Source organism: Bacillus sp. 01N42_2 (genome assembly GCF_056399565.1).
Map to the genome: position 1 here is coordinate 50,354 of NZ_JBFTRO010000010.1, position 24,214 is coordinate 74,567.

The window sequence follows — 24,214 nt, forward strand, 5'->3', positions numbered from 1 at the left end:
TCCCTCCTTTAATACGCCAAAGGTTCTCCTAAAAGCTCAAGCGTCTCATTTACGATACGGGCCGGCGCCGGAAGATAGATATCTTCTAAGACCGGTGAAAACGGAACAGGCGTATGCGGAGCCGTGATTCGTTTTATCGGTGCGTCCAGCAGGTCAAAGCCTTTATCCGCAGCAAGCGCCGCGATGTCTGTCGCAATGCTGCAGCGCGGATTGGCTTCATCAATAATGATCAGCCTGTTTGTTTTTTCAAGTGACGCAAGGATAGCCTCTTCATCAAGCGGTGACAGACTGCGAGGGTCAAGCACCTCTGCTTCGATCCCTTTTTTCGACAGCTCTTCCGCGGCTTCCAGCGCCGTATTCACCTGCTTGCCGACTGCAAAAAGTGTCACATCGCCGCCTTGGCGTTTAATATCGGCTTTGCCGAGCGGAATCGTATAATATCCTTCAGGCACCTCGCCCGTCATGCTGTAGGACGTTTTGTCTTCAAAAAAGAACACCGGATCATTGTCCTCAATCGCAGCCAGAAGAAGTCCTTTTGCATCATACGGATTTGAAGGGACGACGGTTTTCAGTCCGGGAATGCTCGTAAACAGAGCATACATGGCTTGAGAATGCTGGGCGGCCGCTCTGAAACCCGCTCCGTAAGTCGTACGCACTGTAATCGGCACTTGGGCTTTCCCGCCGAACATATAGCGGAATTTCGCCCCCTGATTAAGCACCTGATCAAAGCAGGTTCCGATAAAGTCATTGAACATCAGCTCGGCAATCGGTCTGAGTCCGGTAGAGGCCGCAGCCATGGCCGCTCCCATGTAACCCGCTTCAGAAATCGGCGTATCAAGCACCCTGCTTCTCCCGAATTCCTGAACAAGCCCCTTCGTCACACCAAGCACGCCGCCCCATGCTTCATCATTCTGCAAATGGTCGACATCCGCGCCTCCGGCCACATCTTCACCGATTAACAGCACATTTTCATCTCTTTGCATCGCAAGTCTCATCGCTTCATTGATTGCATCGGACATGCTCACGATTCTTGCCATTTCAACATTCCCCCTTTTTTAATAGCTCACATACACATCAGTCAGAAGCTCAGATTCGCTCGGATACGGACTTTTCTCACTGAAAGAAACCGCTTTTTCAACCGCTTGTTTCACATTGTTTTCAATATCGGCGAGCTTTTGTTCCGCTGTCTTTTCCTGAAGCAGATATGCTTTAAAAGCGCTGATTGCATCACGGTCTAAGTGATCCGTCTTTTCCTCTTTCGGCTTATACGTCTGGGCGTCTCCTTCGAAGTGGCCGTAATTTCTGTAAGTCATGCATTCAATTAATGACGGCCCTCCGCCGTTTCTCGCCCGCGTGACCGCTTCTTCTGCGGCTTCATAAACGGCCAGCACGTCTTTTCCGTCCACAGTTACGCCGGGCATCCGGTAAGCCGCCGCTCTGTCGGCAATAGAATCACAGGCCGACGCGTACGAAAACGGCGTCGCTTCTCCGTAGCCGTTGTTTTCCGCGATAAACACGACAGGAAGATTCCATACAGCCGCCAGATTGAGCCCCTCATGAAACGTACCTTGGTTGTTTGCGCCGTCTCCAAAGAAGCAAACGCTTACATTATTAGTCCCTTTATATTTAGCTGTCAGCGCTGATCCGCAGGCAAGCGTAAATCCTCCGCCTACAATTCCGTTTGCGCCGAGCATGCCTTTATCCAGATCCGCAATGTGCATAGAACCGCCCTTGCCTTTACACAGTCCGGTCGCTTTCCCGAATATTTCCGCCATCATACCATCCAGATCACAGCCTTTGGCGATACAATGGCCATGTCCCCTGTGTGTGCTTGTAATGCTATCTCCGTCATTCAAATGAGCGCACACCCCTGCAGCTACCGCTTCCTCACCGGCATACAAATGGACGAATCCTGGAAGCACTCCCTGCGCGAACAGTTCATGGACTTTGTCTTCAAAGCCCCTGATTTCCAGCATCTTTTGGTACATCCACAGCGCTTTCTCCTCAGTTAATGACAAGCCTTCCCGTTTTAACAATTCCATTTTTTGTGCGCCTCCTTCTATTTAGGGTTCATATTTATAAATGCAAGAAGTGTGCCAGCTTTTAAAGCCCGTAAAATCAATGTTTTTATTTTATACTGCGAGACAGTTTGATACAGGTGTCTCATTTTGTCTCGATCTATATCCATTTGTCTCGTTTTCAGGTATACAAAAAAGACCGGACATCACCCGGTCTTTGACAATGATCGACGTATTTATTTCCTCGGAAATCTTTTACCAGCTTCATACTTCTGCGCTGCTTGTCTGAATGGCTGTTACAGTTCATGCTTTTCTTCTAGAGCCTTATTCAGCGCTTGAAGCATGTAGCCAATGCCTTTGTACGATGACAGTGGCCAGCTGACATGCTGATGCTCTCCGATGACGGCGTTTAGGACGCTTCGGTATTTTTTCCCGCCAAGCATGACAATTTCAACGGTGTCAGAAAAGCCTTTTTCACAAAATTGGCGCTGCAGCTCCTCCGCTGCCATGATCTCCGGATGACCGGTTCCAAAAGTGACATCGTAATTTTCAGGAACCATATCATCCGGACAAAGAAATCCGTGCTTTGCCGACAAAATCACCCACTCATCGAAAAAAGCTTTCGCGTATCGCCCGCATGCCTGATGAAACGGGCTGAGATAGGCGTCCTCCGCCTTTACCGGCCCTGTATCCGGATTGATGTCCCAGATTTTTTTCTTGCCGCAGGGGATAATGCACAGTCGTTTCATTTTTCTCTCCCCCTTTATGCAGTTTCTCATATCAATGTACCATTATCTGCTGATTTACGCATGATAAAACGTCAGGGGAACGGGACATAGATCTGCTTTCTGTAATCAGGGTGCAGGCGGGGTAAAGGCTGCACACAAAAAGACCCGGAATTCATACTGAAATCCGGGCCGGATGAGGAATTGTTTATGTCACACTTGCTCCATCCCATCAAGATACTTTCTCTCAAAGTTATCGAGCAATGCACGCACTTCATCTGTTGACTTTGTATTCATGCATTGATTTCTTAATTCACTTGCTCCCCGGAATCCGCGGAGATAAATCTTGAAAAAGCGAGGGAGCGGTTTGTATGCTCTAGCTTCTTCTTTTGAATATTCATCATGAAGATTCAGATGCAGTCTCAAAAGATCAAGCAATTCCTTACTGCTATGCTCTTTCGGCTCCTTTTCAAAGGCGAACGGATTTGTAAAAATGCCTCGTCCAATCATAATCCCGTCAACACCGTATTGTTCGGCAAGCTTTAACCCCGTTTCCCGGTCAGGAATATCCCCGTTGATCGTCAAAAGGGTATCTGGCGCTATCTCGTCACGAAGTTTCTTGATTTCCGGGATGAGCTCCCAATGCGCATCTACTTTGCTCATTTCCGCTCTGGTACGCAGATGAATGGAAAGGTTAGCAATATCCTGTTTCAATACGTGTGTCAGCCAGCCGCGCCATTCGTCTACATCCGTGTAGCCAAGTCTGGTCTTCACACTTACCGGCAGTCCTCCCGCTTTTGCTGCCTGTATTAATTCGGCTGCAACTTCAGGACGGCAGATCAGGCCGCTTCCTTTTCCGTTCCCCGCCACATTAGGCACTGGACAGCCCATATTGATATCCAGCCCTTTAAACCCTAATTCCGCCATCCCAATACTCATTTGGCGAAAGTTTTCAGGCTTATCTCCCCATATGTGGGCTACCATCGGCTGTTCATCCTCTGTGAAAGTCAAACGGCCGCGCACACTATCCTTCCCATCCGGGTGACAATAGCTTTCTGAGTTTGTAAACTCTGTGAAAAACACATCAGGCCTGCCAGCTTCACTCACAACATGGCGAAAAACGACATCCGTCACATCTTCCATTGGCGCCAGTACAAAAAATGGCCGCGGCAATTCACGCCAGAAATTATCTATCATAACAAATTCATATCCTTTCATTAGGGAATACGGCTGCATCATTTATTAAAAAACTGACCATGCTTTCCTTTTACACTTATAGCACGCGAAAGCATTTCTTATCAAACGATAGTAAATTTTGAACATTTCACTTTTTACACGTGAAAAAGTGAAAAAGCAAACTGAGAGTTAACGTAATAGACTATCGCTATAGTTATCCTCATATCGTTCATTTCGGATCAACTCAGTCAAACTCCTTAACCTCTAAGAGAAAAAGTGTGATGATGATCCACACCTATTTTTTATATTGTCGTTTATTCATATTAGCGCTGACCTTCATCTTTCTTAGCGGCCTTACTTATGAACTTTTTGGATAAAAAGGATTCCAGCCTAAATAGAATATCATATGAGTTCTCCCTATTACCAATGCAAAATAATTGGCCATATGTCAATATCTTTATAACATTTTAGTTTTAAAGTTATTACTTATAAACAAAATATCTGCAACATTTATAAGGCGTCGCCAGAAATCATCTATATATGTTTGGATAAGGTTTCGATTTGGTAATCCTGATCCAAAACCAATAAAATAGACTGCTGACTAAGTTCCGCAGTCTACTTTTCGAATATCCTTTTTTATACCTGTGATGATTTGTATAACAGTGTAAACCCCCAAGAAAACAGTGACAATATTAAACCATGGATTATCATAGAATGAAAGATATTTTTGAAAGAAATCCAGTTCAACTATATTTGCTGGGAATCCATTCATTTCTCTATACTTAGGACCCCATCCCGTTAATTCTACAAAATTAAAATAAAGCTGTGAAACTAAAAATGCCAAAACCGTGAGAAACCAACTTCTTTTATATAACGTTCGTTTTTTGTTTACTTTATCCATTTAACCAGTTTCCTTTTCTGCATTTTTTTACTAAGTTTGCATCTAAAATCATTATATTATGAAGCAGCAGATGTGCCAACTTCTTTTCTCACCACTTTCATAAGTCTGTATGTGAACTGTTTTAATTCCAACCTTCAATGATTATCATCGAACGATAAGTGTTAGAGTTTTAACTGTTATAAAATTCTTTTTTGAAACGATCAATTTTTATTATTGGCTGCCGATATAACGGATTTGAGAACTGGATAGAGTTATGCCGGTACTTTCGGAGTAGTAAAATCTCTTCCCTCTTACGATGTACTTTTCCTGCCGAACCCTATTCCCATGCTTTTCTGCTCGACATTAGCTGTTTTCATTCGCTTATCTCACGTTTTTTCAACTCTTTTCGTCAGTTAAAATAATAATCCGCACATGAAAAAGATCCGGAAATCGGCAATGTTCATTCTGCCGAAATCCAGATCTGATGAGAAATTGTTTAATTTTAGTGAGACGATTTCAACACAAGCTTCGCTACTGCTTCCACATGAGCCGTCTGCGGAAACATATCCACAGGCTGAATATATTCGACGCGATAGTCTTTCGAGAGCGCCTGCAAGTCTTTGGCCAGTGTGGAAGGATTGCAGGATACGTAGACGAAGCGTTTCGGTTTTACTTTTTTGATGGTGTCTAAAAATGTTCTGTCACAGCCGGTTCTCGGCGGGTCGACGATGACCACGTCAGGACGGAAACCTTCTTTCGTCCATTTCGGGAGCCAGTGTTCGGCTGTTCCTGTGACATATGCCGCGTTTTTGATGCCGTGTTTTTTAGCGTTCTTCTTCGCATCATCAATTGATTCTTTAATGACGTCCATGCCGCGGATCTCTTTTGCACCGCTTGAGACCCACATGCCGATCGTACCGACGCCGCAATACGCGTCAACGACTTTCTCTGTTCCGGTCAGCTGCGCCGCTTTTTTCACTTCGTCATACAGCTTGACCGTCTGCTCAGGGTTGAGCTGGAAGAAAGCGCGGGCGCTCAGTTCAAATGACACGTCGCCAAGCACTTCTTGAATGGCATGGCTTCCGGCCAGCGCTTTTGTTTTGTCACCGAAAATGACGGATGTGCGTGCGCCGTTGATGTTTTGAATAATCGATTTCACTTCCGGCAGACGATTTTGAATGGCTTTGACGATTTCGTCTTTATTCGGCAGTGTCTCCTTCGCAGTGACAAGCACGACCTGCACTTCGCCTGTTTCAAAACCGACTCTCGTCACGATCGTGCGGACATCGCCTTTTTTGGTCCGTTCGTTATAAACAGATACGTTGTGTTTTTCCAAAATGCGGCGGACGATACCCGTTGTTTTGTTTGTCGCCGGATGCTGGACAATGCATTCCTTGATCGGAACAATTTTATGGGAGTCAAGTCCGTATAAGCCGGCAATGATGCTGCCGCTTTGCGAGCGTCCGACTTGGAACTGGCTTTTGTTCCGGTAATTCCACGGGTTGTCCATTCCGATCGTTTCTTTAATGTTCATTTCTTCGGCATTGAATCTCGTATGACGTTCCAAAGATTGAATGACGATATCGCGTTTTTCGCGAAGCTGCTGGGTGTATGCCAGATGCTGAAGCTGACAGCCGCCGCACTGTTCATAGACCGGACATGGCGGTGTGACGCGGTGTTCAGACGGCTTGCGGATTTTTTTGACGCGTGCTTCTGAAAATTTCGGCTGCACATTTGTCGCTTCGGCAACGACTTCTTCGCCGGGCAGAGCGCCGGGAACGAAGACAACCTTTTTCTTAAAATAACCGACGCCCTCTCCATTAATGCCGAGACGTTTGATGGTCAGCGGAAATGTCTGTCCGATTTTCAATTCGGCAGGCGCCTTTTTTTGATGTTGATTCACGTTTTTTTCTCTCCGTTTCTATATAAAGCCTTCCTCATGGGAAAACGGCTGATTTGAAATACCGCATCTTTTCAGTATAACATGCAGCCGGCGGTTCCTTCATGTTTTTCATTGGAAGTTTCCAAAAAATGATCAAAGCGGTTTTCATTCAATACTTCTCCACAAGTATAAGGACGCATAGCTTAAATACGGCGCCCATTCGCTGCTTACCTGGAGCATCATGTCTTTTGACGGTTTATCCTCAAGGGCGAAGCGGAGTTTGACGGCGTTTTGCAGGCCGATGTCCGCCAAAGGAAACAGATTCGGGCGGCCAAGGCCGAACATGAGGACGTTTTGGGCGGTCCACGGCCCGATGCCTCTGATGGTGATCAGCTTTTTCATAATGTCTTCATCTGATAGATGGGAAAGTTCCGCCAGATTGAGCGCTCCTTCTGCAATCATCCGTGAAATGTCAATCGCATATTCCGCTTTTCTCATACTGAACTGGAGCTCCCGCAAGTCCTGATAATCAAGCGCCGCAATCGTTTTCGGTTCGGGATAGCACCAGACGCCGTCTTTTTGTTCACCAAAGGCATGGACGAACCGTTCCGTTAACGTAAAAGCGAAGGACAGGTTGAGCTGCTGGTGGATGATGCATTTCATAAGACAGTTGTAGACGTCATATTCTAAGACGAGCGGGGTTCCCGCATGCTCCTCAAAAAGCGCCGACAGATTTGTTTTTGAGAAATGATCAAGCACCGGCTGAAGCGGCTGCTCCCACTGAAAAATGTGTTTGATCCGTTCAATCATCTCCTCGCGGTCACTTTCTCCGCTGACGAGAAAAACTGGATCTGCGGCGGTGCCTTCCGCTTGAACCGTGATGACGGACAGTTTGCTGTCCCGTGTTCTGAGCGGCACTTTGATTGATCTTGCTTTAAGATCGACCGCGTTCAGCGGATCGAGTGACAGCCTTTCAAGCACTTTATCAAAATGATACGGCGGCGTGACCGAAACCGTTTCCTCCCACATATGCTCCACCCCTTTTTGTCCAAGTATATCATGAAGCGGCCCGGCGGCAATTCGTATACTTTTCTTCATAACGCCGCATGATATAATGGCAGGCGGAGGGTTGTTTATGATACATATAACCGCAATCACAACACATAATGAGATATTAGATAATATCCCCCTATCACGTACAGAACAACCGGACATTGTATGGTACTGGGTTGATTTTTTCGGCGCCGAGAATGATGAAACCGAGCTGCTGCGGGATTATTTTCATTTTCATCCGCTTGCGATCGAGGATTGCTTTCAGCACATGCAGCGGCCGAAAATCGACCACTATGACGGCTACCGTTTTTATGTGCTCCACGCTTTAAACCCGGACACACTGGAAATGGAAGAGGTGGACATCTTTCAGTCCGACCGTTTCATCGTCAGCTTCCATTTACACGAATCGCCCGGTGTCTCAAGGGTGAGAGAACGGTTTTTCGCTTCTCCGGGGTTAGCCAAAAAAGGGCCCGGACATATCACTTATATGATTATGGATCAGCTTGTCGATGAATATTTCCCTGTGCTGTACAAAATTGAAGACCGGCTGAATGAGATTGAAGACAGCAGAACACATAAATCTTACGGCACTTTAATGAATGAAGTGTTTGAATTGCGGACTGATCTTTTGAACCTGAGACGGACGATCATTCCGATGCGCGATTTAATGTACCGGATTTTGAGCCTTGACCATGTAAAAGAAAGCCGTGAAACGAAGGCTTATTTCAGCGATATTTATGACCACCTGTTAAAACTCGCTGAGCTGATCGAGTCAAACCGTGATATGACGTCAGATCTGCGGGACAGTTACGTAACGCTGAATTCAAACCGGATGAACGCCATTATGATGACATTAACCATCGTCTCGACCATCTTTATACCGCTGACGTTCATCGCGGGGGTGTACGGTATGAATTTTGATAACATGCCCGAGCTTCACTGGAAATACGGATATTTTATCGTTTTGGGCGTCATGGCCGTTCTTGTGGCCGCCATGCTGTTTTGGTTCGCCCGCAAAGGCTGGTTTAATATTTTCAAGTAAGAACGGCTGCCGGCTGTTCTTTTTTTTTGAGAAAACATGATATGTTGGAAAAAAACGTAAAGAGGTGTGCGCCGTTATCATGCTTTCTCATAAAACCATTTCTTCTGTCCTCCTGCTTTTTTGTGTCGTCTCCATTGCCCCGCTGTATAACGGCTGTACGATGTCTGATTACATCTTTGAATCACTCGGCTTTTCTCCCTGGTCTGAAGACGGAGCCCATATCTCCGTCATTCCCGGGGTCGTCCTTTACTTTGCGGCGTTAATCTGGTGTGCCGCCGCGTTCAGGCGGACGCTTCCCGCGGCAGGGCTGTTTTTGATCTTTCTCAGTATGGGGGCCGCTTCCGGTATCAGCCCCGCCACCGAATATGCCGCTTTTTCCTTAAAACAATTCGCGCCCGAAAAAGAGGCTGTCGAATATTTGAAGCACCGCAGCGAATGCAGCCATTTCATTGAGGGAAAAAGAGCGAGCATGAGCTGTACGCTTTATGTCAATCACTACGGAAAAGGGGAACAAGCGATTTCTGTCACGCCGGACTTATCTGAGGACTTAAAAGGCGTCACATTCAAATCCAAAACGTTCACAGTAAAGCCCCGTTCAAAAACAATCATCAAGACGCGGTTTACCGGATTTCATAAGGGGAAAGCCGCATCAGATTCCGGCTGGTCATCAGACCCAGAACTGAAAGTGGCAAGCCTGTACACAGCACAATAAACATTTTGCATGTATAATAGCGGAAAACATTACATTGGAGGGACTGTCAAATGAAGATCGCCATCGCGGGACTCGGCAACATGGGACACCCCATCGCCGAAAATATCATGAAAGCCGGATACAGCCTGACTGTATATAACCGGACGAAGGAAAAAGCGGCTGATCTGCTGGAAAAAGGGGCTGAATATGCCGAAACGCCCCGCCAGGCAGCAGAACATGCGGATATTGTGCTTTCAATGCTGTCAGACGATGAAGCCGTAACAGGCGTGACGTTCGGAGCTGACGGCATTATTGCCGGGTTATCTGAAAACGGCATTCATATTTCAATGAGCACCATCAGTACGGCGCTGTCAGAACAGCTTTCCGCTGCACATTCGGGCAGAGGCCAATCCTTTATTGCCGCTCCCGTCCTCGGCCGGCCCGATGCCGCTAAGAAGGCCGAGCTTCGCATCATCACAGCCGGACCGGCAGAAGCGAAGAAAAAGGCCGAGCCTTTGCTAAAAAGCCTGAGCCAGCAGATTTTTGACGTCGGTGAAGAAACAAAGACCGCCAATGCTGCGAAAATCAGCATCAATTTCTTGCTCGTTTCTATGCTGGAGGCGCTATCAGAATCATTCTTAATGATGGAGAAGTACGGTTTAGAACGGAAACAATTTTTAGAAATCGCCAGCGCGCTCTTTGGCTCTCCTGTCTATCAAAATTACGGTACCATTATGGCTGAGCAGGCATTTGAGCCGGCCGGTTTCAAGATGTCTTTAGGGCTGAAGGATACCAATCTGGCGCTCACCGCCGCAGAACAGGTTTCCGCCAAACTCCCTCTTGCCGAGCTGGCCAAGAGCCATTTTGAAAGCGGGATCGAACAAGGCTTCGGGGATCTGGATTGGGCCGCTTTGATTAAATGTCTGAAATAACAAAACACCTCTCCTTATAACGGAGAGGTGTTTTTTACAGACGCGGCAGCTTCATTTCTTTCTCAAACATTAGATCATCAATGCTTTTAAACGTGTATCCTTCTTTTTTCAAATCGGTAATCGCATCGTCCAAAGCTTCTGAATTGTCCTTTGAAACGGTGTGGAGAAGGTAGATCGCGCCGGGATGCGCCTGTTTTATCATGTGATCATAGGCGTATTTTTTCCCTTTCTGCTCGTTAACCTTCCAATCGACAAATGCGACGGACCAGAAAACGGTTTGGTAGCCGAGGCGCTTCGTTTCTTTCAGGACATATTCGCTGAACACGCCGCGCGGCGGACGGAGATACAGATTGTCCCGCTTTCCGGTAATGTTGTAAACAGCTTCCGTGACAGAATCGAGTTCATCTTGAATCTGATCGCCCGTTTTTGTCGTCAGATCAGGATGATGAAAAGAATGATTGCCGATAATATGGCCTTCCTTTGACATCCGTTTAATCAAATCAGGCTGCTCTTTCACAAAATGGCCTGTGACAAAAAAAGTGCCTGTGACATGATGTTTTTTTAAAACATCAAGCACTTTCGGGGTATACCCATTTTCGTATCCGTTATCAAACGTTAAGTAAATGGTCTTTTCTTTCGTATTGCCTAAATAAAAGGCATCGTATTTTTTGACAAGATTGTCCAGCTGTCTGCCGGCATCCGGCGGCTGATGATTGACGCTGCGTTTAAATCCCCAGTTTATCCGCTCATTCGGCACGGCCTCTGCACTGTTTATGCCTCCCGCAAGTAAAACAGCCATGCAGCAAATTGAACAAAACCATTTCATGCCCAGCACTCCTTCTGCATTTTTCCTTATTTTGCAGTAGGCTCACCCCTTTTATACAGCCGCATTATGGAAAGAGAAAAACCCCGGCGGGCTGCCGGGGTTTATTCCCAATCCTTTTTGAAGCGTTCGTATTTTGCTTCCAGATCATCAAGCATGCCGATGAGCCGGTCTATATCTTCAACGTCCGTTGATTCAGGGTCTAATGAATCAATGACATTCATAAACATATCGAGTCTGTTCTTTAAGTAATCGAGCTGCTGATCTTTGCTGTTTACTGCATTCCCCATACTTCCACTCCATTCATTTTTTATAATGGTAGCGTATTTTTTGCCGTTTTTCAATGGTTCCGCTACTTGCGATCTTGGCAGATCAGGTCTAAAATTAACACTTGGCAGACGTTAGTATGCCCATTTATAAAGGAGTTAGATAGTCATGACACAAAACACAGCACTGCGTCCGATCACACCGGAGTACGATCCTTGGGAAGCGTACATGGATGTCGACCAGTATGGAGATATGAAACTGACGAACGTTGAATTTACAACGACGACCTTGTGCAATATGAGATGCGAGCACTGCGCCGTCGGGTACACGCTCCAGCCGAAAGACCCGAATGCGCTGCCGATCGAGCTTTTATTAAAGCGGCTTGAAGAAATTCCGCTGTTACGCTCGATCAGCATTACGGGCGGCGAACCGATGCTTTCGCTGAAATCGGTAAAGGAATATGTCGTCCCGCTTTTGAAATATGCGCATGAACGCGGCGTGCGCACACAGATCAATTCAAACCTGACGCTTGATATCGGCCGCTACGAACGGATTATTCCTTATTTGGACGTTCTTCACATTTCCCACAACTGGGGAACGGTCGAGGACTTTGCCGACATCGGATTTGCGATGATGGAGAAAAAACCGACATTTGAACAGCGGGCGCGCTATTTTGACAAAATGATTGAAAACAGCCGCACGCTGGTCGAAGCGGGTGTAATGGTTTCAGCGGAAACGATGCTGAATAAACGCACGCTTCCGCATATTGAACATATTCACCGGCAGATTACGGAAGAAATGAAATGCCAGCGCCACGAAGTCCATCCGATGTATCCGAGTGATTTCGCCAGCGCGCTTGAATCACTCAGCCTGAAGGACATGAGACAGGCCATTCATCATCTGCTCGATATTCGCGATGAAGAAACATGGATGCTGTTCGGTACGCTCCCGTTTTACGCATGCAGCCCTGATGAAGAAGATCAGAAGCTCCTCCGCCGCCTGCGGGAAGCGAAAAACGTTACGGTGCGAAACGATCCTGACGGCCGCTCCCGCTTGAATGTCAACATCTTTGACGGAAATATCATTGTCACGGATTTCGGTGATACACCGCCGCTCGGCAATATTAAAACTGACAGCCTTCCTGAAGCGTATGACAAGTGGAGACAGACGAAGCTGAGCAAAGAGCTGAACTGCCGCTGTACAAACGTCCGATGCCTCGGACCGAACGTCCTTGTCAAAAACAGTTATTATCAGGAGACAGATTTTTCATTACGAAAAGCCAGAGGATAACAGAAGATGGAAACGACAATTACGGATATTTTGAAAAGCAAAGTGGTTGAGATCATCATCGTCGCTCTCGTGCTTTACGCCGGTGTTTTTCTGATCAACCGCTTTGTTCAGGTGTTATTTAAACGCACAGATTTCTTGGAGGAACGGAAAGGGAAAACGATTGAGAGCCTCGTCCGATCCATCACCCAGTATACGGCGACGATCGGATTTATCTTTTACGTCATTTCTTTATTCGTTCATGATTTCGGCAGAATTTTAGCCGGAGCGGGCGTTGCCGGTATCGTCATCGGTTTCGGCGCCCAGTCTTTAATCAAGGACATTTTGGCCGGTGTCTTTTTAATATACGAACGCCAGCTGCATAAAGGCGATTACGTGACGATTAATAATCTGTTCAACGGCACAGTCGAAGAAATCGGGCTCCGTTCCATGCAGATCCGTGAGTTCTCCGGCAAGCTGCTTACCATTTCAAATGGTGAGGTGAGACAGCTTCAAAACTATAACATTGATTTTATGAGGATTACCGAGTCTGTCGTGATCAGTTACAAGGAAGATCCTGAGCGGGTATACGCCGTCTTAGAAAAAGCCTGTGACATGCTCAATGATGAACTTCGCGATTCACTGAAGCGGGATGAATTTCTCAATGCTGCGGAACCGTTTCAAGTGCATGGAATCATGAGCCTGAACAAATTGACGAGAGGCATTGAATTTACCGTCAAAGGCATGGTTCAAGACACAGAATACTTCTCGGCGAGCCTTGCGGTGAGACGCGTTCTTGCCCGGGAACTGTACAACAACAATGTGCAATTGCTTGAGGAAATGAATCATACACAAAAAAGCTGATTCCCAATCGGGAATCAGCTTTTTTTATTTATCTCGGCTGCGCTGTCATTTGAAAACCGAATGTGACATGATCCTGCACCGGAATCCAAGCACCGATTCCTTGCGAGGTCACATTTTTGACGACAAGTTTCCGCTTGCTGCCTTTCAGCACCAAATACACTTCGCCGTATGTTACTTTTCCTTTCTCATTAACGGCCGGGGCATAGGCATGTAAATAGCCGAGCCGCTGCGGAGAAATTTTATAAATCTGATCGCGTTTTGTCCCGGCGCCGATGACCGTTTCAAACGCAAGCGGCAGTTTTGTTTTCTTCATCGCTTTTTGCATCATCATGCTTTTTACGTCTTCTGCGTTCGGCACTTTCGCTGTGAGCCCGCCTTTGATTTTGTATTGCTGTTCTTGGGCGTATGAGATTTCCGCGGCTTGCTGCCCGCCCCGGTTATCCGCTCTGTTCGTGTTGATTTTTTTATATTCCCAGTTGGCGACCGTTTCGTTCGATTGATAACCGAGCGCCCATTTCCCGAGAAATATTGTCGCCCGGTATCCGATGGCAAGCGGTGAACCGGAAACCGAGGATTCATTCAGCATCTTTATCAGATGCGGATTTTCGATGTTGATCTCTGATGTATCTAACAATTCCTTTGCCAGTTTGCTCGGCTGAAGCATCGGCTGGTCCTGTGAAGCATTCGGATACGTATTTTCCTTGGAAATGCTGACGACAGAGTTGGGAACCTTAAACGGTTTCTTTGCACCGGCAGACGGCGCTGCAAAAAAACTAAAGGATAACAGCAGAATCAATGTGGCATGAAACAGCTTTTTCATCATATCACTCTTTCTATAGCATTTTCCTTTAGTCTTTTCCTCCGTAATCGTTGTTATCCGCATTTTTTACAGGTTAAAGCAGGAAAAATCCGATCGCCATGATGACATAAGCGGCAAGGAGAGTAGCCCCCTCAAACCAGTTCGAATCACCGTCATTTGAAATCATTGTCATCAAAAGGACGGATGATATCATCGCGACAAGCTCAGGCAATGTGAATACAAGCGGCATATTGACCGGAAAAAAGATGGAACAGATCACAAGAACCGGGGCTACAAACATGGCAATCTGCAAAGTCGAGCCGACCGCGATTTCAACGGCGACATCCATTTTGTCTTTGTACGCCATAATGATGGCCGACGCATGCTCTGCGGCATTTCCGACGATTGCGACGATAATCACCCCGATAAACAATTCGCTCCAGCCGAACTGTTCAGCCACCGCATGAAACGTATGAACAAGGTTTTCAGATATGTAGGCGACAATAATGGTTGCGATAAATAAGACGGCTGTCGCCCTTTTCCCCGACCACTCAGGCTGCTCCTCTTCTTCCTTGGCCTCCGGCTGGTTCGGCTGATAAACGCCGCGGTGGGTGACGAGCTTGAAGTAAAGAGCCGCCACGTATAAAAGGATCATGATGATGCTGATGCCGACACTCAAATCAAGTTTGCTTTTTCCCCCCATATCCATGGAAAACACTTCGGGAATGACAAAAGCTACGATAATGGCAAATATCAGCAGGCCTGAATTATGGCGGGCATCATGAATATTGAATTCCTGCCGCTTGTATTTCAAACCGCCGATAAAAAACGACAATCCCGCGACAAGCAGAAGGTTGCCGAGCACCGAACCGGTCAGTGAAGCAAGCACGATGCCCGTCAGCCCTTCCTTTAAGGCAAATAGCGATATAATCAGCTCTACCGCATTGCCGAACGTGGCATTCAGCAGACCGCCGATCCGCGGTCCCGCGATAATGGCAAGAGATTCAGTCGCTCTCCCCATATAACTTGCAAGCGCAATAATCGTCAAGCAATAAATCATAAACAAAACCGCTGACGGCCAGTGCATCAGGCCGCCGATGACTGAAAGCGGCACTCCCGCCGCAGCCGTAAAGAAAAAAATCCGATTCATATCTGCCTGGCTCCTTTTTTCGAATGAGTCTTTTTATATCCTTCTCAAAAACTCCCTCAATTACACTTCCGAGTCAGCCCGAATTGGCATTTTCAGGTTGCCGGACGCGGAAAATCCGTGTACGATCAAGAAAGATACTGAAGAAGGAGAAAATACGCGATGTCACGACTGCACTTCTTTATTTTGGTTCTGCTTGTTTCCATCTCCGGTTTTTCCCAAGGTATGCTTCTGCCGGTCATTTCCGTCATTTTTGAAACGAACGGAGAATCAGCCGCTATAAACGGCCTGCACGCAACCGGCCTTTATATCGGCGTGCTTCTTGCGTCGCCATTTATGGAAGCGCCGCTGAGAAAGCTCGGATTCAAACCTCTGATGGTCGCGGGCGGATTTCTTGTCATCATCAGCTTATTCAGTTTTATTTGGCTTCAATCCATATGGTTATGGTTTTTTCTTCGGCTGCTGATCGGAATCGGGGATCATATGCTGCATTTTTCCACCCAAACGTGGGTGACTTCCAAGTCAACGCCCCAAAACAGAGGAAGAAACATTTCGCTGTACGGACTGTCCTTCGGGCTTGGATTCGCTGTCGGCCCGTTCATGGTCCCTCTTGTGAAAACAAGTCCGTCCCTTCCGTTTATCGTATCCGGCTGTATCAGTCTTGCCGCCTGGCTGTTTGTGTTTGCCTTACGTAACGAGTACCCGGCGCAAGGTCCGGATGAAACATCCGGGGACAACAGCGCAAAACGGTTTTACCGCGCCCTTCTTTTCGGCTGGGTCGCTTTTCTCCCGGCTTTCGGCTACGGTTTTTTAGAAACGGCGCTGAACGGGAGTTTTCCCGTGTACGCCCTGCGCTTAGGCATATCCGTCGATGCCGTTGCGCTGATATTGCCCGCTTTCGCCATCGGAGGTATTGTATTCCAGTTCCCTCTCGGTTTATTAAGCGATCGATTCGGGAGAAAACGTGTCCTGCTCGTCATCTTATTAACGGGTGCCCTTTGCTTTTTGACGGCCGGATTGTTTCCGTCGCCTTCTGTCATCGGCGGCTGCTTTTTCATGGCAGGGATGGCGGTCGGCAGTATGTTTTCCCTCGGCATCAGCTATATGAGCGACCTGCTGCCGTCCCATCTTCTTCCGGCGGGCAATCTGCTCTGCGGGATTTCGTTCAGCCTCGGCAGCATGATCGGGCCGGTGGCGGGCGGCTGGTATATGCAGCGGTTTGAAAGCGCCAATTTGTTTTACTTTATTACAGTGATCCTGGTCTGTATTTGGCTTGCGCTCGTCTTCGGGAAAACAAAGCACAGCGCCGCATCCGATTCCCATTCTTTTCCCGCCTCATAAAAAGCCGCCTGATTTAGGCCAGGCGGCTTTTTTCTAGTGGTATCCGTTCTGCCCGTTGGCGCTTCCGCTTGTTTTATTCTTCGGGCCGTTTTTCGAGTTTTGTTTATTATGGCTTCCGCCTTTTTTCGTATGCTTGGTCATAGCCGATTCCCCTCCGTTTTTCAGCTTGAACGTCATCCGTTCCTCTATAGCTTGCTCCCGCGGTACGGATTTTCATCAGGAAGCTTTTTACGTTTATGTAAAAGCGCGTTGATTTCTCCTCCTAAAATCAGCAGGGTTCCCGTAAGGTAAAACCAGATCATAAGGACGATAATTCCCCCGATGCTCCCGTATGTGGCGCTGTAGTTGGCAAAGGTGCCGACGTAAAATGAGAACAGCATACTGACGATAATCCAGCCGGCTGCCGCAAATACGGCTCCCGGCAGCACAAAACGGAGGGAAAGCCTTTTATTCGGCGCGAAAATGTAAAGCGCGGTAAAGACGATTAAAAGGATAAGCGGACTGATACCCCAGCGGACAACCGACCACACCTGCAAAAACAAGCCGGGGGCGCCGATAAAATCTGCGGCCAGCAGTCCGATTTCTCTGCCGAATACCGGCAGAAGCAGTGCGATTAAAATCGTAACCACCATCGCGATGGTTAAAAAAATTGAGGTCAGGCGAATGATGATAAATGAGCGGTTTTCCTCGACTTCGTAGGCATGGTTAAATGCTCTGACAATCGCGTTCATACCGTTAGAAGCCGACCAGATGACGGCGATAATCCCGAATGACAAAAGTCCGCCGCTGCGTTTGTTCAGCGTTTGCTCCGTAATGGATTTTACCATGGACATGGCGCTGTCGGGCGCGTATTGATCGACTGCGCCGAGCACGTCTTCTGCCGATATGGGAAGATAGGCGGTGAGCGTCAGCATGAAAATCATTAACGGAAACAATGACAGAAGAAAAAAATACGCCAGCTCCGCCGATTTACTTTGTCCTTCATGCAGAGAAAATCTTGCAAACAGCTCCTTTATAAAACTCATGACATCCCACCTCAATGATCGTTTTTCGAAAAATGCTCCTTCGTCTCTTTTAACAAGTCAATGACCTGCGGCGTCGTCTGCTTCAGCTTGGTGATCTGTCCGTTTAAAAAACTCAGATCGTCCGATACGGTATTGGCGATGCTTTTCACTTGGTCCAGTTTTGCAGAAGCCTCCTGTTTCAAGGCATCGGGATTATTCCGGTAAAATGCCGCACGCCGCCTGCACGCGTCCATGTTCCGGAAACATGCCTCTCTTGTCGGCTTATGTAATAAAGAAAGTGCTCCGCCGGCGGCAGCGCCGATCAGAATCGCTTTTGCCATGATGCGTGTCTGCTTCATCGGTCAATCCCCCTTATAAATGATGGTCTTTCTTTATTGTTTCCAGCAAATGACGGCACCCGGACTCGATCAGAGCGTACACTTCGCTGAAATTCCCGGTATAATACGGATCAGGCACGTCCGCAAGATCCGACTCCGGTACATAATCAAGCAGCCTTGCGATACGCGGCGCCGCTTTTTTATAACCGGCCATGCTGCGCAGATGCCCGATATTTTCAGCATCCATCGCAATGACGTAATCAAAATCGGTCAGATCAGACTCACGGACCTGCCTCGCCGTGATGCCGCTTGCGCTGATCCCTTTCTTCTTCAGGATCTCCTTTGTCCCTTCATGCGGCGGATTTCCCGCATGCCAGGCGCCGATTCCCGCTGAATCAATGTTAATCTGCCCGTTCAGCCCGTTTTTCTTTACCATATCAGAAAATACCGCCTCTGCCATAGGCGACCGGCAAATATTTCCCAGACAGACAAACAGCACATGTATCATATCGATAACCTCCCTATTCTTTCCCCGCATTTTGAGGATCAAAAACCTTAACATCATCTTAGCAATTTTTCTGCGGCTGTGGAAATAAGCTTTTATTCTAAATGAATTCTGTTAGAATAAAGGGTACGAAAACGGTCATGAAAGGATGCATGAATTTGCCGAGCCAACAAACAGAAACGTTAAACAAAATGATTGAAGACATTTCACAGAAGCTCAACATGCTCAATGTCGGCGTCATCAGAGCGGAAGATTTCAGTGATGAAAAAATAGAAGATCTTACATACCTTCATCAAATGGTCATGAAAAAAGCATCATTCAGTCCGAGTGAAATGCAGGCCATTGCTGAGGAGCTCGCCTCTCTCAGAAAATAAACCCGTGTCAGCCCCGCCGAAAAACGGCGGGGCTTTTTTGATTTAAAAAAGTAAAAAATAAAAGTTCATCGGTTTGACACAATTAAAAAGAAGGCGTATAGTAACTGTGAACTTGGTAGAACGATATACTAAAAGAGCGGGCCGCTAATTTGTTTTTATTTAGTAGAACGATATACTTGCTGTCTTATCAGTGTTAATCAAGTATACCTGCAGCCGTTTTATCAAACCAGTTTTTAAAGAAAGGCAGTGGTTCAATAAAGGGGAATGGTTCTGTGCGTTTATCAATTTAAAAAATAATTTAACTTTAATAACCGCATTAGGGGATGTCATCATGAAAAACATATACACCAAAATGGCAGCGGGTCTTTATATCAACTATTTCCTGCTGGGCATGATCAATATTATTATCGCATCGAATATGGAAGCATTATCAAAACAGCTTCATACATCCGCAGCCGGGGTCAGCTATTTGGTCTCCGCCATCGGGATCGGGAAGCTGATTTCGCTTCTGTTTGCCGGGAAGCTTTCGGATACATTCGGGAGACGGCCGTTTATCGTGGCGGGCGCATTTCTGTATCTGATTTTCTTAATCGGGATTCCGCTTTCGACAAACTATACGGAAGCGTTTATCTTTGCTATTTTCGCAGGGATCGCCAATTCATTTTTGGATTCCGGCACATATCCGGCGCTTATTGAAGGATTTCCGAAAAACGCAAGCTCTGCAACCGTGTTAATCAAAGCGTTTGTATCCATCGGCGCGACGGTGCTTCCGTTTTTTATCGCATTTATTGCGGACAGGCATTTGTTTTACGGGTGGACGTTTTTCGTGCCCGGCATCATTTTCTTCCTGAACGGCTTTTTCCTGTTGAAAGTTCCGTTCCCGAATCATAAACAAAAAGATGACGGCGGCCGGACGGATGCTTCTCCGTCTGATGACACGTTCAGATCACAGCCGTCGATATGGCGCGAAGGCCTTGCCATTATTTTGTTAGGCTTTTCATCAACGGCGCTGTTTATGCTCGTTCAAGTATGGCTTCCTAAGTTCGGTCAATCTGTTTTGGGCATGCCCGAAGTGCAGGCCGTCAAATTGTTGAGCTATTACAGCATAGGGGCGCTTGTGTCCGTGTTATTGCTGGCTGTGCTGTTAAACAGAGTGATTCAGCCGATTACGGTAATGGTGCTGTACCCGGTGATCGCGGCAATCGCGCTGCTTGCTCTGATTTTCATTCAGCAGCCGGCCGTATCGGTCATCAGTTCCTTCGTCATCGGACTTTCAACTGCGGGCATTCTGCAATTGGCGATGACGGTTATGGCTGTTTTATTCCCTAAAAATAAAGGGACCATCACATCTTTTGTTAATATAGCATCAAGCTTATCTTTTATTGTCATTCCGCTTATAACGGGAGCGATATCCAAAACGGCCGGCCTGACCCCTGTTTTTCTGCTTGATATTGGAATTGCGGCCGTCAGCGCCCTCCTCGCATTGTTTATCGGTATCCGTTTTAAGCAAGTGATGAAAGCCTGACTATTTTTTAAAGGGAGAGAACGTATCATGCAATCTATTACAATCAGAAACACGGTCATCGGCGAAGGACTTCCGAAGATCATTGTGCCGCTGATGGCAGTCCGAGAGAAAGAACTCCTTGAAGAAATTGAAGCCGTCAACAGGCTTAACCCGGATATCATTGAGTGGCGGGCGGATGTATACGAGCACGTTGAGAGCCCGGACGCCGTAAAAGGCATGCTTGAAAAGGTGCGGAAAGCCGCAGGCGCAACACCGCTGCTTTTTACATTCAGAACCCATAAAGAAGGCGGGAATAAAGTTATTGACGTCCGCCTTTACATTGAATTGCTTAAAACCGTAATCGAAACAACACACATTGATCTTGTAGACGTTGAATTATTTACGGGAGAAGCGGAAGTCAAATCAATTGTGAAAACTGCTGAAGACAATGGCGTATATGTCGTCATGTCCAATCATGATTTTCATCAGACACCGAAAAAAGAAGAAATCATCTCCCGGCTGCGGAAAATGCAGGCGTACGGCGCGCACATTCCGAAAATCGCGGTGATGCCGCAAAGCACTGAAGATGTTTTCGTCTTATTGGATGCCACGCATACGATGAAAACACAATACGCAGACCGGCCGATCATCACGATGTCAATGGCGGGAACGGGCCTGATCAGCCGGCTGGCCGGGGAAGTCTTCGGCTCGGCGTGTACGTTCGGCGCGGGCAAAGAAGCATCTGCGCCCGGACAGATTCCCGTTGCTGAATTGCGAAGTGTACTCAGCATTTTAAATAAAAATATGTAACCAGCGTTTTTCTTCCCTCATGCGGAATGAAAAACAGATGAATGGACTAACGGAGGAATACATCATGAAGAAAGATTTAGGACGGATTAACGGAAAAACTCAGCTTATCGGATTATTCGCGACACCGATCGGACACTCTTTATCTCCGACGATGCACAACCTGGCGTTTAAAAAATTAGGGCTGAACTACGCTTACCTTGCATTTGAAGTCGGCAATGAACAGCTTGAAGATGTGGTGACGGGAATGCGCGCCTTAAACGTCAGAGGCTTCAATGTCTCGATGCCGAATAAGATGAACATTCTCCCTTACCTCGATGAACTCGCGGATTCAGCGAAATTCACCGGCGCGGTGAATACAGTAGTGAATGAGAACGGAAAATTGATCGGACACTCCACTGACGGTATGGGATACGTCCGCAACTTAAAAGAACACGGCATCGACATCACAGGCAAAAAAATGACGCTGGTCGGTTCCGGCGGGGCCGCTACTCCGATTGCGATTCAATCCGCATTGGAAGGCCTCGGCGAAATCTCAATTTTCGCCCGCAATGACGCGTTTTTCGAAAAAGCGGAAGAGAATGTCCGCATCATCAATGAAGAAATGAAGGGCTCTTCTTGTAAAGCGAATCTTTTCCCGCTCGAAGATCAAGATGCGCTGCGTGCTGAAATCGCTTCAAGCGATATTTTCACAAACGGAACGGGTGTCGGCATGAAACCGCTTGAAGGCTTGAGCGTCATTGAAGACACATCCATGCTCCGTCCGGATTTGATTGTGACAGACGTCGTTTACAACCCCGTTACGTCGAAATTGCTTGAACAGGCTCAAGCGGCCGGCTGCAAAACCATTAACGGCCTCGGCATGATGCTTTGGCAGGGCGCCATGGCGTTTGAATATTGGACAGGCCGTGAAATGCCGGTTCAGTATATTAAAGAGCAGATGTTTGAATAATTTATTGTGACAGAAGCGCCGAAGGACAATCCGTCTTCCGGCGCTTTATCTTTTTCTCCCCCTCTCTCTTTCTTCTCACGCGCCAAAACGCTTATAATGGAGGTAACGAATAATAACCAAGTGAGGAATGCGACGTATGAAACAGCAAAAAAAACGCCGGGTGACATTGCAGCAGGTCGCTGAGCATGCCGGCGTCTCAACATCCACCGCCTCATTAATCGTCCGCAATAATCCGCGTATTTCCGAAGCGACCCGTGAGAAAGTGCTGCAATCCATGCGGGAACTTGGGTACGTATATGATCGGGTCGCCGCGAATTTACGATCACAGACGTCCACAACGGTAGGATTGATTATCACTGACATTTCCAATACGTTTTTCTCAGAGTTTCTGATCGGCGTGCAGAATACACTCGAGGAAGTCGGATTAACAGTGCTCTTAGGCACGACATTTGATTCCGTCGCCAAGCAGGAGCAGCTGATCTCGACCATGCTGGAACACAGGGTCGGCGGATTGATTTTATGCCCGGTTTCAGGAGCGGCCGAGGAAACCCTTTCCCGCCTTGAGCAGCTTGATATTCCGGTCGTGCTCGCCGTCAGGGAGATTGCCGATGCGGACTGTGATTTTGTCGGAGCTGACTATGAGGAAGGCACCTATAAGGCAGTGCGCCATCTCATTGAAAAAGGGCATCAGGAGATTGCGTTTCTGGGCGGCGTGAAGCACTCATCAACATGGACGAAACGGATGAAAGGTTTTAAAAAAGCGCTCCGTGAAGCGGATCTTGAAGTGAAAAATGAATTTGTGATTGACAGCGCGCCGACCCGCGAGGCAGGCTATGAAGCTGTGATGGAGCTGCTCCGCGGGCCTGAGCGCCCGGCCGCGATTTTCTGCTTCAGTGATTTGGTCGCGTTCGGCGTCATGCAAGGGATCAGAAAAGCAGGACTCATCCCGGGCGAAGATATTGACATTGTCGGCTTTGACAACGTGCCGGAAGCTGAAATTTCTTATCCCCCGCTTACAACCGTTTCTTCTTTTCCCCGGCAGTCGGGAAAAGAAGCGGCTCAATTGCTGCATCATAAAATCACCAATTCCCAGCACCAAAAACAGCGCATTATTCTGGCGCCTGAGCTGGTCATTCGTGAATCTTCACAAAAAAAGCGGAACGCCTGATACGGCGCTCCGCTTTTTATTATGCAAGCAGTTTTAATGATTCGCGGTTGAATGCCGGAATGTCATCCGGTGTGCGGCTTGTGACCAGCTGGTTCTGGCAGACGACGACTTCTTCATCCACCACATTTGCGCCCGCGTTTTCCATGTCAATACGGATGGATGTAAATCCTGTCGCTTTGCGCCCGTCCAATGCTTTCGCGTTGATGAGAAGCTGAGGGCCGTGACAGATGGCGAAAACCGGTTTTTTATCATCCATAAACGCTTTGGCAAATTTGACGAAACGGTCATCCGCACGCAGCATGTCAGGTGAGAATCCGCCCGGGATCAGCAATGCGTCAAAGTCTTTCGGATTCACATCATCGATGGACGCATCCACTTTCACTTCCGCTTCCCCTTGTTTGCCTTTGACTGTTTTTCCTTTTTCCTGTTCAATCACTGTTAATTCATGACCCGCATCTTTAAAAGCTTTCGCAGGTTCCGTATATTCGACGTCCTCAAAATAATCCGTTAATACAACTGCAATTTTTTTACCCATAGTTACTACCTCCTGCTTGATGAAGTCTACATAAATCCATGTACCCCAGCCACACTAACATCAAACATAAAAGACTCATTTGCCGCCCATTCGTTTTACATAGGTCATTATCCTCATTTTT

The 24,214-nt window shown here is 47.2% G+C and carries 25 protein-coding genes and 1 pseudogene; 11 read left to right on the forward strand and 15 right to left on the reverse strand.

Annotated elements, in window-relative coordinates; all coding sequences use genetic code 11:
- Positions 1 to 8 precede the first annotated feature (8 nt).
- The 7 genes and pseudogenes from AC1DN5_RS17730 to AC1DN5_RS17760 all read right to left on the reverse strand — a co-directional run bounded on the left by AC1DN5_RS17730 (position 9) and on the right by AC1DN5_RS17760 (position 7,710).
- A complete protein-coding gene (locus tag AC1DN5_RS17730; protein ID WP_016936747.1) occupies positions 9 to 1,037 on the reverse strand; it encodes an alpha-ketoacid dehydrogenase subunit beta in 1,029 nt (342 codons plus the stop codon).
- Positions 1,022 to 2,042: pseudogene (locus AC1DN5_RS17735) on the reverse strand (thiamine pyrophosphate-dependent dehydrogenase E1 component subunit alpha). The gene AC1DN5_RS17730 and the pseudogene AC1DN5_RS17735 overlap by 16 nt, the downstream one beginning before the upstream one ends.
- Positions 2,043 to 2,314: 272 nt before the next feature.
- Positions 2,315 to 2,767, reverse strand: coding sequence for a DUF6884 domain-containing protein (locus AC1DN5_RS17740; protein WP_327816155.1), 453 nt, complete (start codon positions 2,765 to 2,767; stop codon positions 2,315 to 2,317).
- A 189-nt stretch (positions 2,768 to 2,956) separates the two neighbouring features.
- Complete coding sequence (locus tag AC1DN5_RS17745) at positions 2,957 to 3,940, reverse strand: tRNA dihydrouridine synthase (RefSeq protein ID WP_045925467.1); 984 nt, start codon at positions 3,938 to 3,940, stop codon at positions 2,957 to 2,959.
- 580 nt (positions 3,941 to 4,520) lie between these two features.
- A complete protein-coding gene (locus AC1DN5_RS17750) occupies positions 4,521 to 4,820 on the reverse strand; it encodes a YfzA family protein (protein WP_327816156.1) in 300 nt (99 codons plus the stop codon).
- 481 nt (positions 4,821 to 5,301) lie between these two features.
- Complete coding sequence (rlmD, locus tag AC1DN5_RS17755) at positions 5,302 to 6,702, reverse strand: 23S rRNA (uracil(1939)-C(5))-methyltransferase RlmD (protein ID WP_198698554.1); 1,401 nt, start codon at positions 6,700 to 6,702, stop codon at positions 5,302 to 5,304.
- A gap of 144 nt (positions 6,703 to 6,846) precedes the next feature.
- Positions 6,847 to 7,710, reverse strand: a complete 864-nt coding sequence (locus tag AC1DN5_RS17760) for a DNA-3-methyladenine glycosylase family protein (protein WP_366970120.1) — start codon at positions 7,708 to 7,710, stop codon at positions 6,847 to 6,849.
- A gap of 106 nt (positions 7,711 to 7,816) precedes the next feature.
- Between AC1DN5_RS17760 and corA the strand changes: the two genes are divergently transcribed.
- The 3 genes from corA to AC1DN5_RS17775 all read left to right on the forward strand — a co-directional run bounded on the left by corA (position 7,817) and on the right by AC1DN5_RS17775 (position 10,399).
- On the forward strand, positions 7,817 to 8,776 hold the full coding sequence (corA, locus tag AC1DN5_RS17765) for a magnesium/cobalt transporter CorA (protein WP_366970053.1): 960 nt from the start codon (positions 7,817 to 7,819) through the stop codon (positions 8,774 to 8,776).
- Positions 8,777 to 8,840: 64 nt separating this feature from the next.
- On the forward strand, positions 8,841 to 9,488 hold the full coding sequence (locus tag AC1DN5_RS17770; RefSeq protein WP_366970054.1) for a hypothetical protein: 648 nt from the start codon (positions 8,841 to 8,843) through the stop codon (positions 9,486 to 9,488).
- 50 nt (positions 9,489 to 9,538) lie between these two features.
- Complete coding sequence (locus tag AC1DN5_RS17775) at positions 9,539 to 10,399, forward strand: NAD(P)-dependent oxidoreductase (protein WP_366970055.1); 861 nt, start codon at positions 9,539 to 9,541, stop codon at positions 10,397 to 10,399.
- Between the two features lie 34 nt (positions 10,400 to 10,433).
- Here AC1DN5_RS17775 and pdaA read toward each other — a convergent pair whose 3' ends face one another.
- Entirely contained in the window at positions 10,434 to 11,225 is a 792-nt protein-coding gene (gene pdaA / locus AC1DN5_RS17780; protein WP_016936758.1) for a delta-lactam-biosynthetic de-N-acetylase, read from the reverse strand.
- 101 nt (positions 11,226 to 11,326) lie between these two features.
- Positions 11,327 to 11,512: an SE1561 family protein gene (locus AC1DN5_RS17785; protein WP_003155558.1), complete on the reverse strand. Its 186-nt coding sequence runs from the start codon at positions 11,510 to 11,512 to the stop codon at positions 11,327 to 11,329.
- 145 nt (positions 11,513 to 11,657) lie between these two features.
- Here AC1DN5_RS17785 and yfkAB point away from each other — a divergent pair, with 145 nt between their 5' ends.
- Both yfkAB and AC1DN5_RS17795 read left to right on the forward strand, forming a co-directional pair.
- Positions 11,658 to 12,779 (forward strand): radical SAM/CxCxxxxC motif protein YfkAB, encoded by a 1,122-nt coding sequence (gene yfkAB / locus AC1DN5_RS17790; protein WP_095242109.1) that lies wholly within the window; start codon positions 11,658 to 11,660, stop codon positions 12,777 to 12,779.
- Positions 12,780 to 12,785: 6 nt separating this feature from the next.
- Positions 12,786 to 13,619: a mechanosensitive ion channel family protein gene (locus AC1DN5_RS17795; protein ID WP_016936760.1), complete on the forward strand. Its 834-nt coding sequence runs from the start codon at positions 12,786 to 12,788 to the stop codon at positions 13,617 to 13,619.
- Between the two features lie 28 nt (positions 13,620 to 13,647).
- Here the strand turns inward: AC1DN5_RS17795 and AC1DN5_RS17800 are convergent, their stop codons facing one another.
- Both AC1DN5_RS17800 and cax read right to left on the reverse strand, forming a co-directional pair.
- The gene (locus AC1DN5_RS17800) at positions 13,648 to 14,442 is read right to left on the reverse strand and encodes a YfkD famly protein (protein WP_095242108.1); all 795 of its coding nucleotides are present in this window, start codon (positions 14,440 to 14,442) and stop codon (positions 13,648 to 13,650) included.
- 70 nt (positions 14,443 to 14,512) lie between these two features.
- Complete coding sequence (gene cax, locus AC1DN5_RS17805; protein WP_366970056.1) at positions 14,513 to 15,568, reverse strand: calcium/proton exchanger; 1,056 nt, start codon at positions 15,566 to 15,568, stop codon at positions 14,513 to 14,515.
- Positions 15,569 to 15,727: 159 nt separating this feature from the next.
- Here cax and AC1DN5_RS17810 point away from each other — a divergent pair, with 159 nt between their 5' ends.
- Positions 15,728 to 16,906, forward strand: coding sequence for an MFS transporter (locus tag AC1DN5_RS17810; protein WP_366970057.1), 1,179 nt, complete (start codon positions 15,728 to 15,730; stop codon positions 16,904 to 16,906).
- A 185-nt stretch (positions 16,907 to 17,091) separates the two neighbouring features.
- Here AC1DN5_RS17810 and AC1DN5_RS17815 read toward each other — a convergent pair whose 3' ends face one another.
- Genes AC1DN5_RS17815 through AC1DN5_RS17825 form a run of 3 tightly spaced genes read right to left on the reverse strand, consistent with a single transcriptional unit; the run spans position 17,092 to position 18,756 of the window.
- Entirely contained in the window at positions 17,092 to 17,931 is an 840-nt protein-coding gene (locus AC1DN5_RS17815) for a YihY family inner membrane protein (protein ID WP_016936765.1), read from the reverse strand.
- 11 nt (positions 17,932 to 17,942) lie between these two features.
- Entirely contained in the window at positions 17,943 to 18,269 is a 327-nt protein-coding gene (locus AC1DN5_RS17820; RefSeq protein WP_366970058.1) for a hypothetical protein, read from the reverse strand.
- 13 nt (positions 18,270 to 18,282) lie between these two features.
- Complete coding sequence (locus AC1DN5_RS17825) at positions 18,283 to 18,756, reverse strand: low molecular weight protein-tyrosine-phosphatase (RefSeq protein WP_038457293.1); 474 nt, start codon at positions 18,754 to 18,756, stop codon at positions 18,283 to 18,285.
- A gap of 155 nt (positions 18,757 to 18,911) precedes the next feature.
- On the opposite strand from AC1DN5_RS17825, the gene AC1DN5_RS17830 reads away from it, so the two are divergent.
- The 5 genes from AC1DN5_RS17830 (at position 18,912) to AC1DN5_RS17850 (ending at position 23,558) form a co-directional block, all read left to right on the forward strand.
- Positions 18,912 to 19,127 (forward strand): DUF1128 domain-containing protein, encoded by a 216-nt coding sequence (locus tag AC1DN5_RS17830; RefSeq protein WP_003155571.1) that lies wholly within the window; start codon positions 18,912 to 18,914, stop codon positions 19,125 to 19,127.
- Positions 19,128 to 19,458: 331 nt separating this feature from the next.
- Positions 19,459 to 20,652, forward strand: a complete 1,194-nt coding sequence (locus tag AC1DN5_RS17835) for an MFS transporter (protein WP_366970059.1) — start codon at positions 19,459 to 19,461, stop codon at positions 20,650 to 20,652.
- Positions 20,653 to 20,679: 27 nt separating this feature from the next.
- Entirely contained in the window at positions 20,680 to 21,441 is a 762-nt protein-coding gene (aroD, locus tag AC1DN5_RS17840; RefSeq protein ID WP_366970060.1) for a type I 3-dehydroquinate dehydratase, read from the forward strand.
- A 64-nt stretch (positions 21,442 to 21,505) separates the two neighbouring features.
- The gene (locus AC1DN5_RS17845) at positions 21,506 to 22,390 is read left to right on the forward strand and encodes a shikimate dehydrogenase (protein WP_366970061.1); all 885 of its coding nucleotides are present in this window, start codon (positions 21,506 to 21,508) and stop codon (positions 22,388 to 22,390) included.
- Between the two features lie 136 nt (positions 22,391 to 22,526).
- Positions 22,527 to 23,558: a LacI family DNA-binding transcriptional regulator gene (locus tag AC1DN5_RS17850; protein WP_366970062.1), complete on the forward strand. Its 1,032-nt coding sequence runs from the start codon at positions 22,527 to 22,529 to the stop codon at positions 23,556 to 23,558.
- A gap of 19 nt (positions 23,559 to 23,577) precedes the next feature.
- Here AC1DN5_RS17850 and AC1DN5_RS17855 read toward each other — a convergent pair whose 3' ends face one another.
- Complete coding sequence (locus AC1DN5_RS17855) at positions 23,578 to 24,093, reverse strand: type 1 glutamine amidotransferase domain-containing protein (RefSeq protein WP_016936772.1); 516 nt, start codon at positions 24,091 to 24,093, stop codon at positions 23,578 to 23,580.
- Positions 24,094 to 24,214: the final 121 nt, after the last annotated feature.

Excerpts from the sequence above, each read along its gene's own strand:
- AC1DN5_RS17730 (WP_016936747.1), bottom strand. The coding sequence starts at position 1,037 with ATGGCAAGAATCGTGAGCATGTCCGATGCAATCAATGAAGCGATGAGA.
- AC1DN5_RS17740 (WP_327816155.1), bottom strand. The coding sequence starts at position 2,767 with ATGAAACGACTGTGCATTATCCCCTGCGGCAAGAAAAAAATCTGGGAC.
- AC1DN5_RS17745 (WP_045925467.1), bottom strand. The coding sequence starts at position 3,940 with ATGATAGATAATTTCTGGCGTGAATTGCCGCGGCCATTTTTTGTACTG.
- AC1DN5_RS17750 (WP_327816156.1), bottom strand. The coding sequence starts at position 4,820 with ATGGATAAAGTAAACAAAAAACGAACGTTATATAAAAGAAGTTGGTTT.
- AC1DN5_RS17760 (WP_366970120.1), bottom strand. The coding sequence starts at position 7,710 with ATGTGGGAGGAAACGGTTTCGGTCACGCCGCCGTATCATTTTGATAAA.
- corA (WP_366970053.1), top strand. The coding sequence starts at position 7,817 with ATGATACATATAACCGCAATCACAACACATAATGAGATATTAGATAAT.
- AC1DN5_RS17775 (WP_366970055.1), top strand. The coding sequence starts at position 9,539 with ATGAAGATCGCCATCGCGGGACTCGGCAACATGGGACACCCCATCGCC.
- pdaA (WP_016936758.1), bottom strand. The coding sequence starts at position 11,225 with ATGAAATGGTTTTGTTCAATTTGCTGCATGGCTGTTTTACTTGCGGGA.
- AC1DN5_RS17785 (WP_003155558.1), bottom strand. The coding sequence starts at position 11,512 with ATGGGGAATGCAGTAAACAGCAAAGATCAGCAGCTCGATTACTTAAAG.
- yfkAB (WP_095242109.1), top strand. The coding sequence starts at position 11,658 with ATGACACAAAACACAGCACTGCGTCCGATCACACCGGAGTACGATCCT.
- AC1DN5_RS17795 (WP_016936760.1), top strand. The coding sequence starts at position 12,786 with ATGGAAACGACAATTACGGATATTTTGAAAAGCAAAGTGGTTGAGATC.
- AC1DN5_RS17800 (WP_095242108.1), bottom strand. The coding sequence starts at position 14,442 with ATGATGAAAAAGCTGTTTCATGCCACATTGATTCTGCTGTTATCCTTT.
- cax (WP_366970056.1), bottom strand. The coding sequence starts at position 15,568 with ATGAATCGGATTTTTTTCTTTACGGCTGCGGCGGGAGTGCCGCTTTCA.
- AC1DN5_RS17810 (WP_366970057.1), top strand. The coding sequence starts at position 15,728 with ATGTCACGACTGCACTTCTTTATTTTGGTTCTGCTTGTTTCCATCTCC.
- AC1DN5_RS17815 (WP_016936765.1), bottom strand. The coding sequence starts at position 17,931 with ATGAGTTTTATAAAGGAGCTGTTTGCAAGATTTTCTCTGCATGAAGGA.
- AC1DN5_RS17820 (WP_366970058.1), bottom strand. The coding sequence starts at position 18,269 with ATGAAGCAGACACGCATCATGGCAAAAGCGATTCTGATCGGCGCTGCC.
- AC1DN5_RS17825 (WP_038457293.1), bottom strand. The coding sequence starts at position 18,756 with ATGATACATGTGCTGTTTGTCTGTCTGGGAAATATTTGCCGGTCGCCT.
- AC1DN5_RS17835 (WP_366970059.1), top strand. The coding sequence starts at position 19,459 with ATGAAAAACATATACACCAAAATGGCAGCGGGTCTTTATATCAACTAT.
- aroD (WP_366970060.1), top strand. The coding sequence starts at position 20,680 with ATGCAATCTATTACAATCAGAAACACGGTCATCGGCGAAGGACTTCCG.
- AC1DN5_RS17845 (WP_366970061.1), top strand. The coding sequence starts at position 21,506 with ATGAAGAAAGATTTAGGACGGATTAACGGAAAAACTCAGCTTATCGGA.
- AC1DN5_RS17850 (WP_366970062.1), top strand. The coding sequence starts at position 22,527 with ATGAAACAGCAAAAAAAACGCCGGGTGACATTGCAGCAGGTCGCTGAG.
- AC1DN5_RS17855 (WP_016936772.1), bottom strand. The coding sequence starts at position 24,093 with ATGGGTAAAAAAATTGCAGTTGTATTAACGGATTATTTTGAGGACGTC.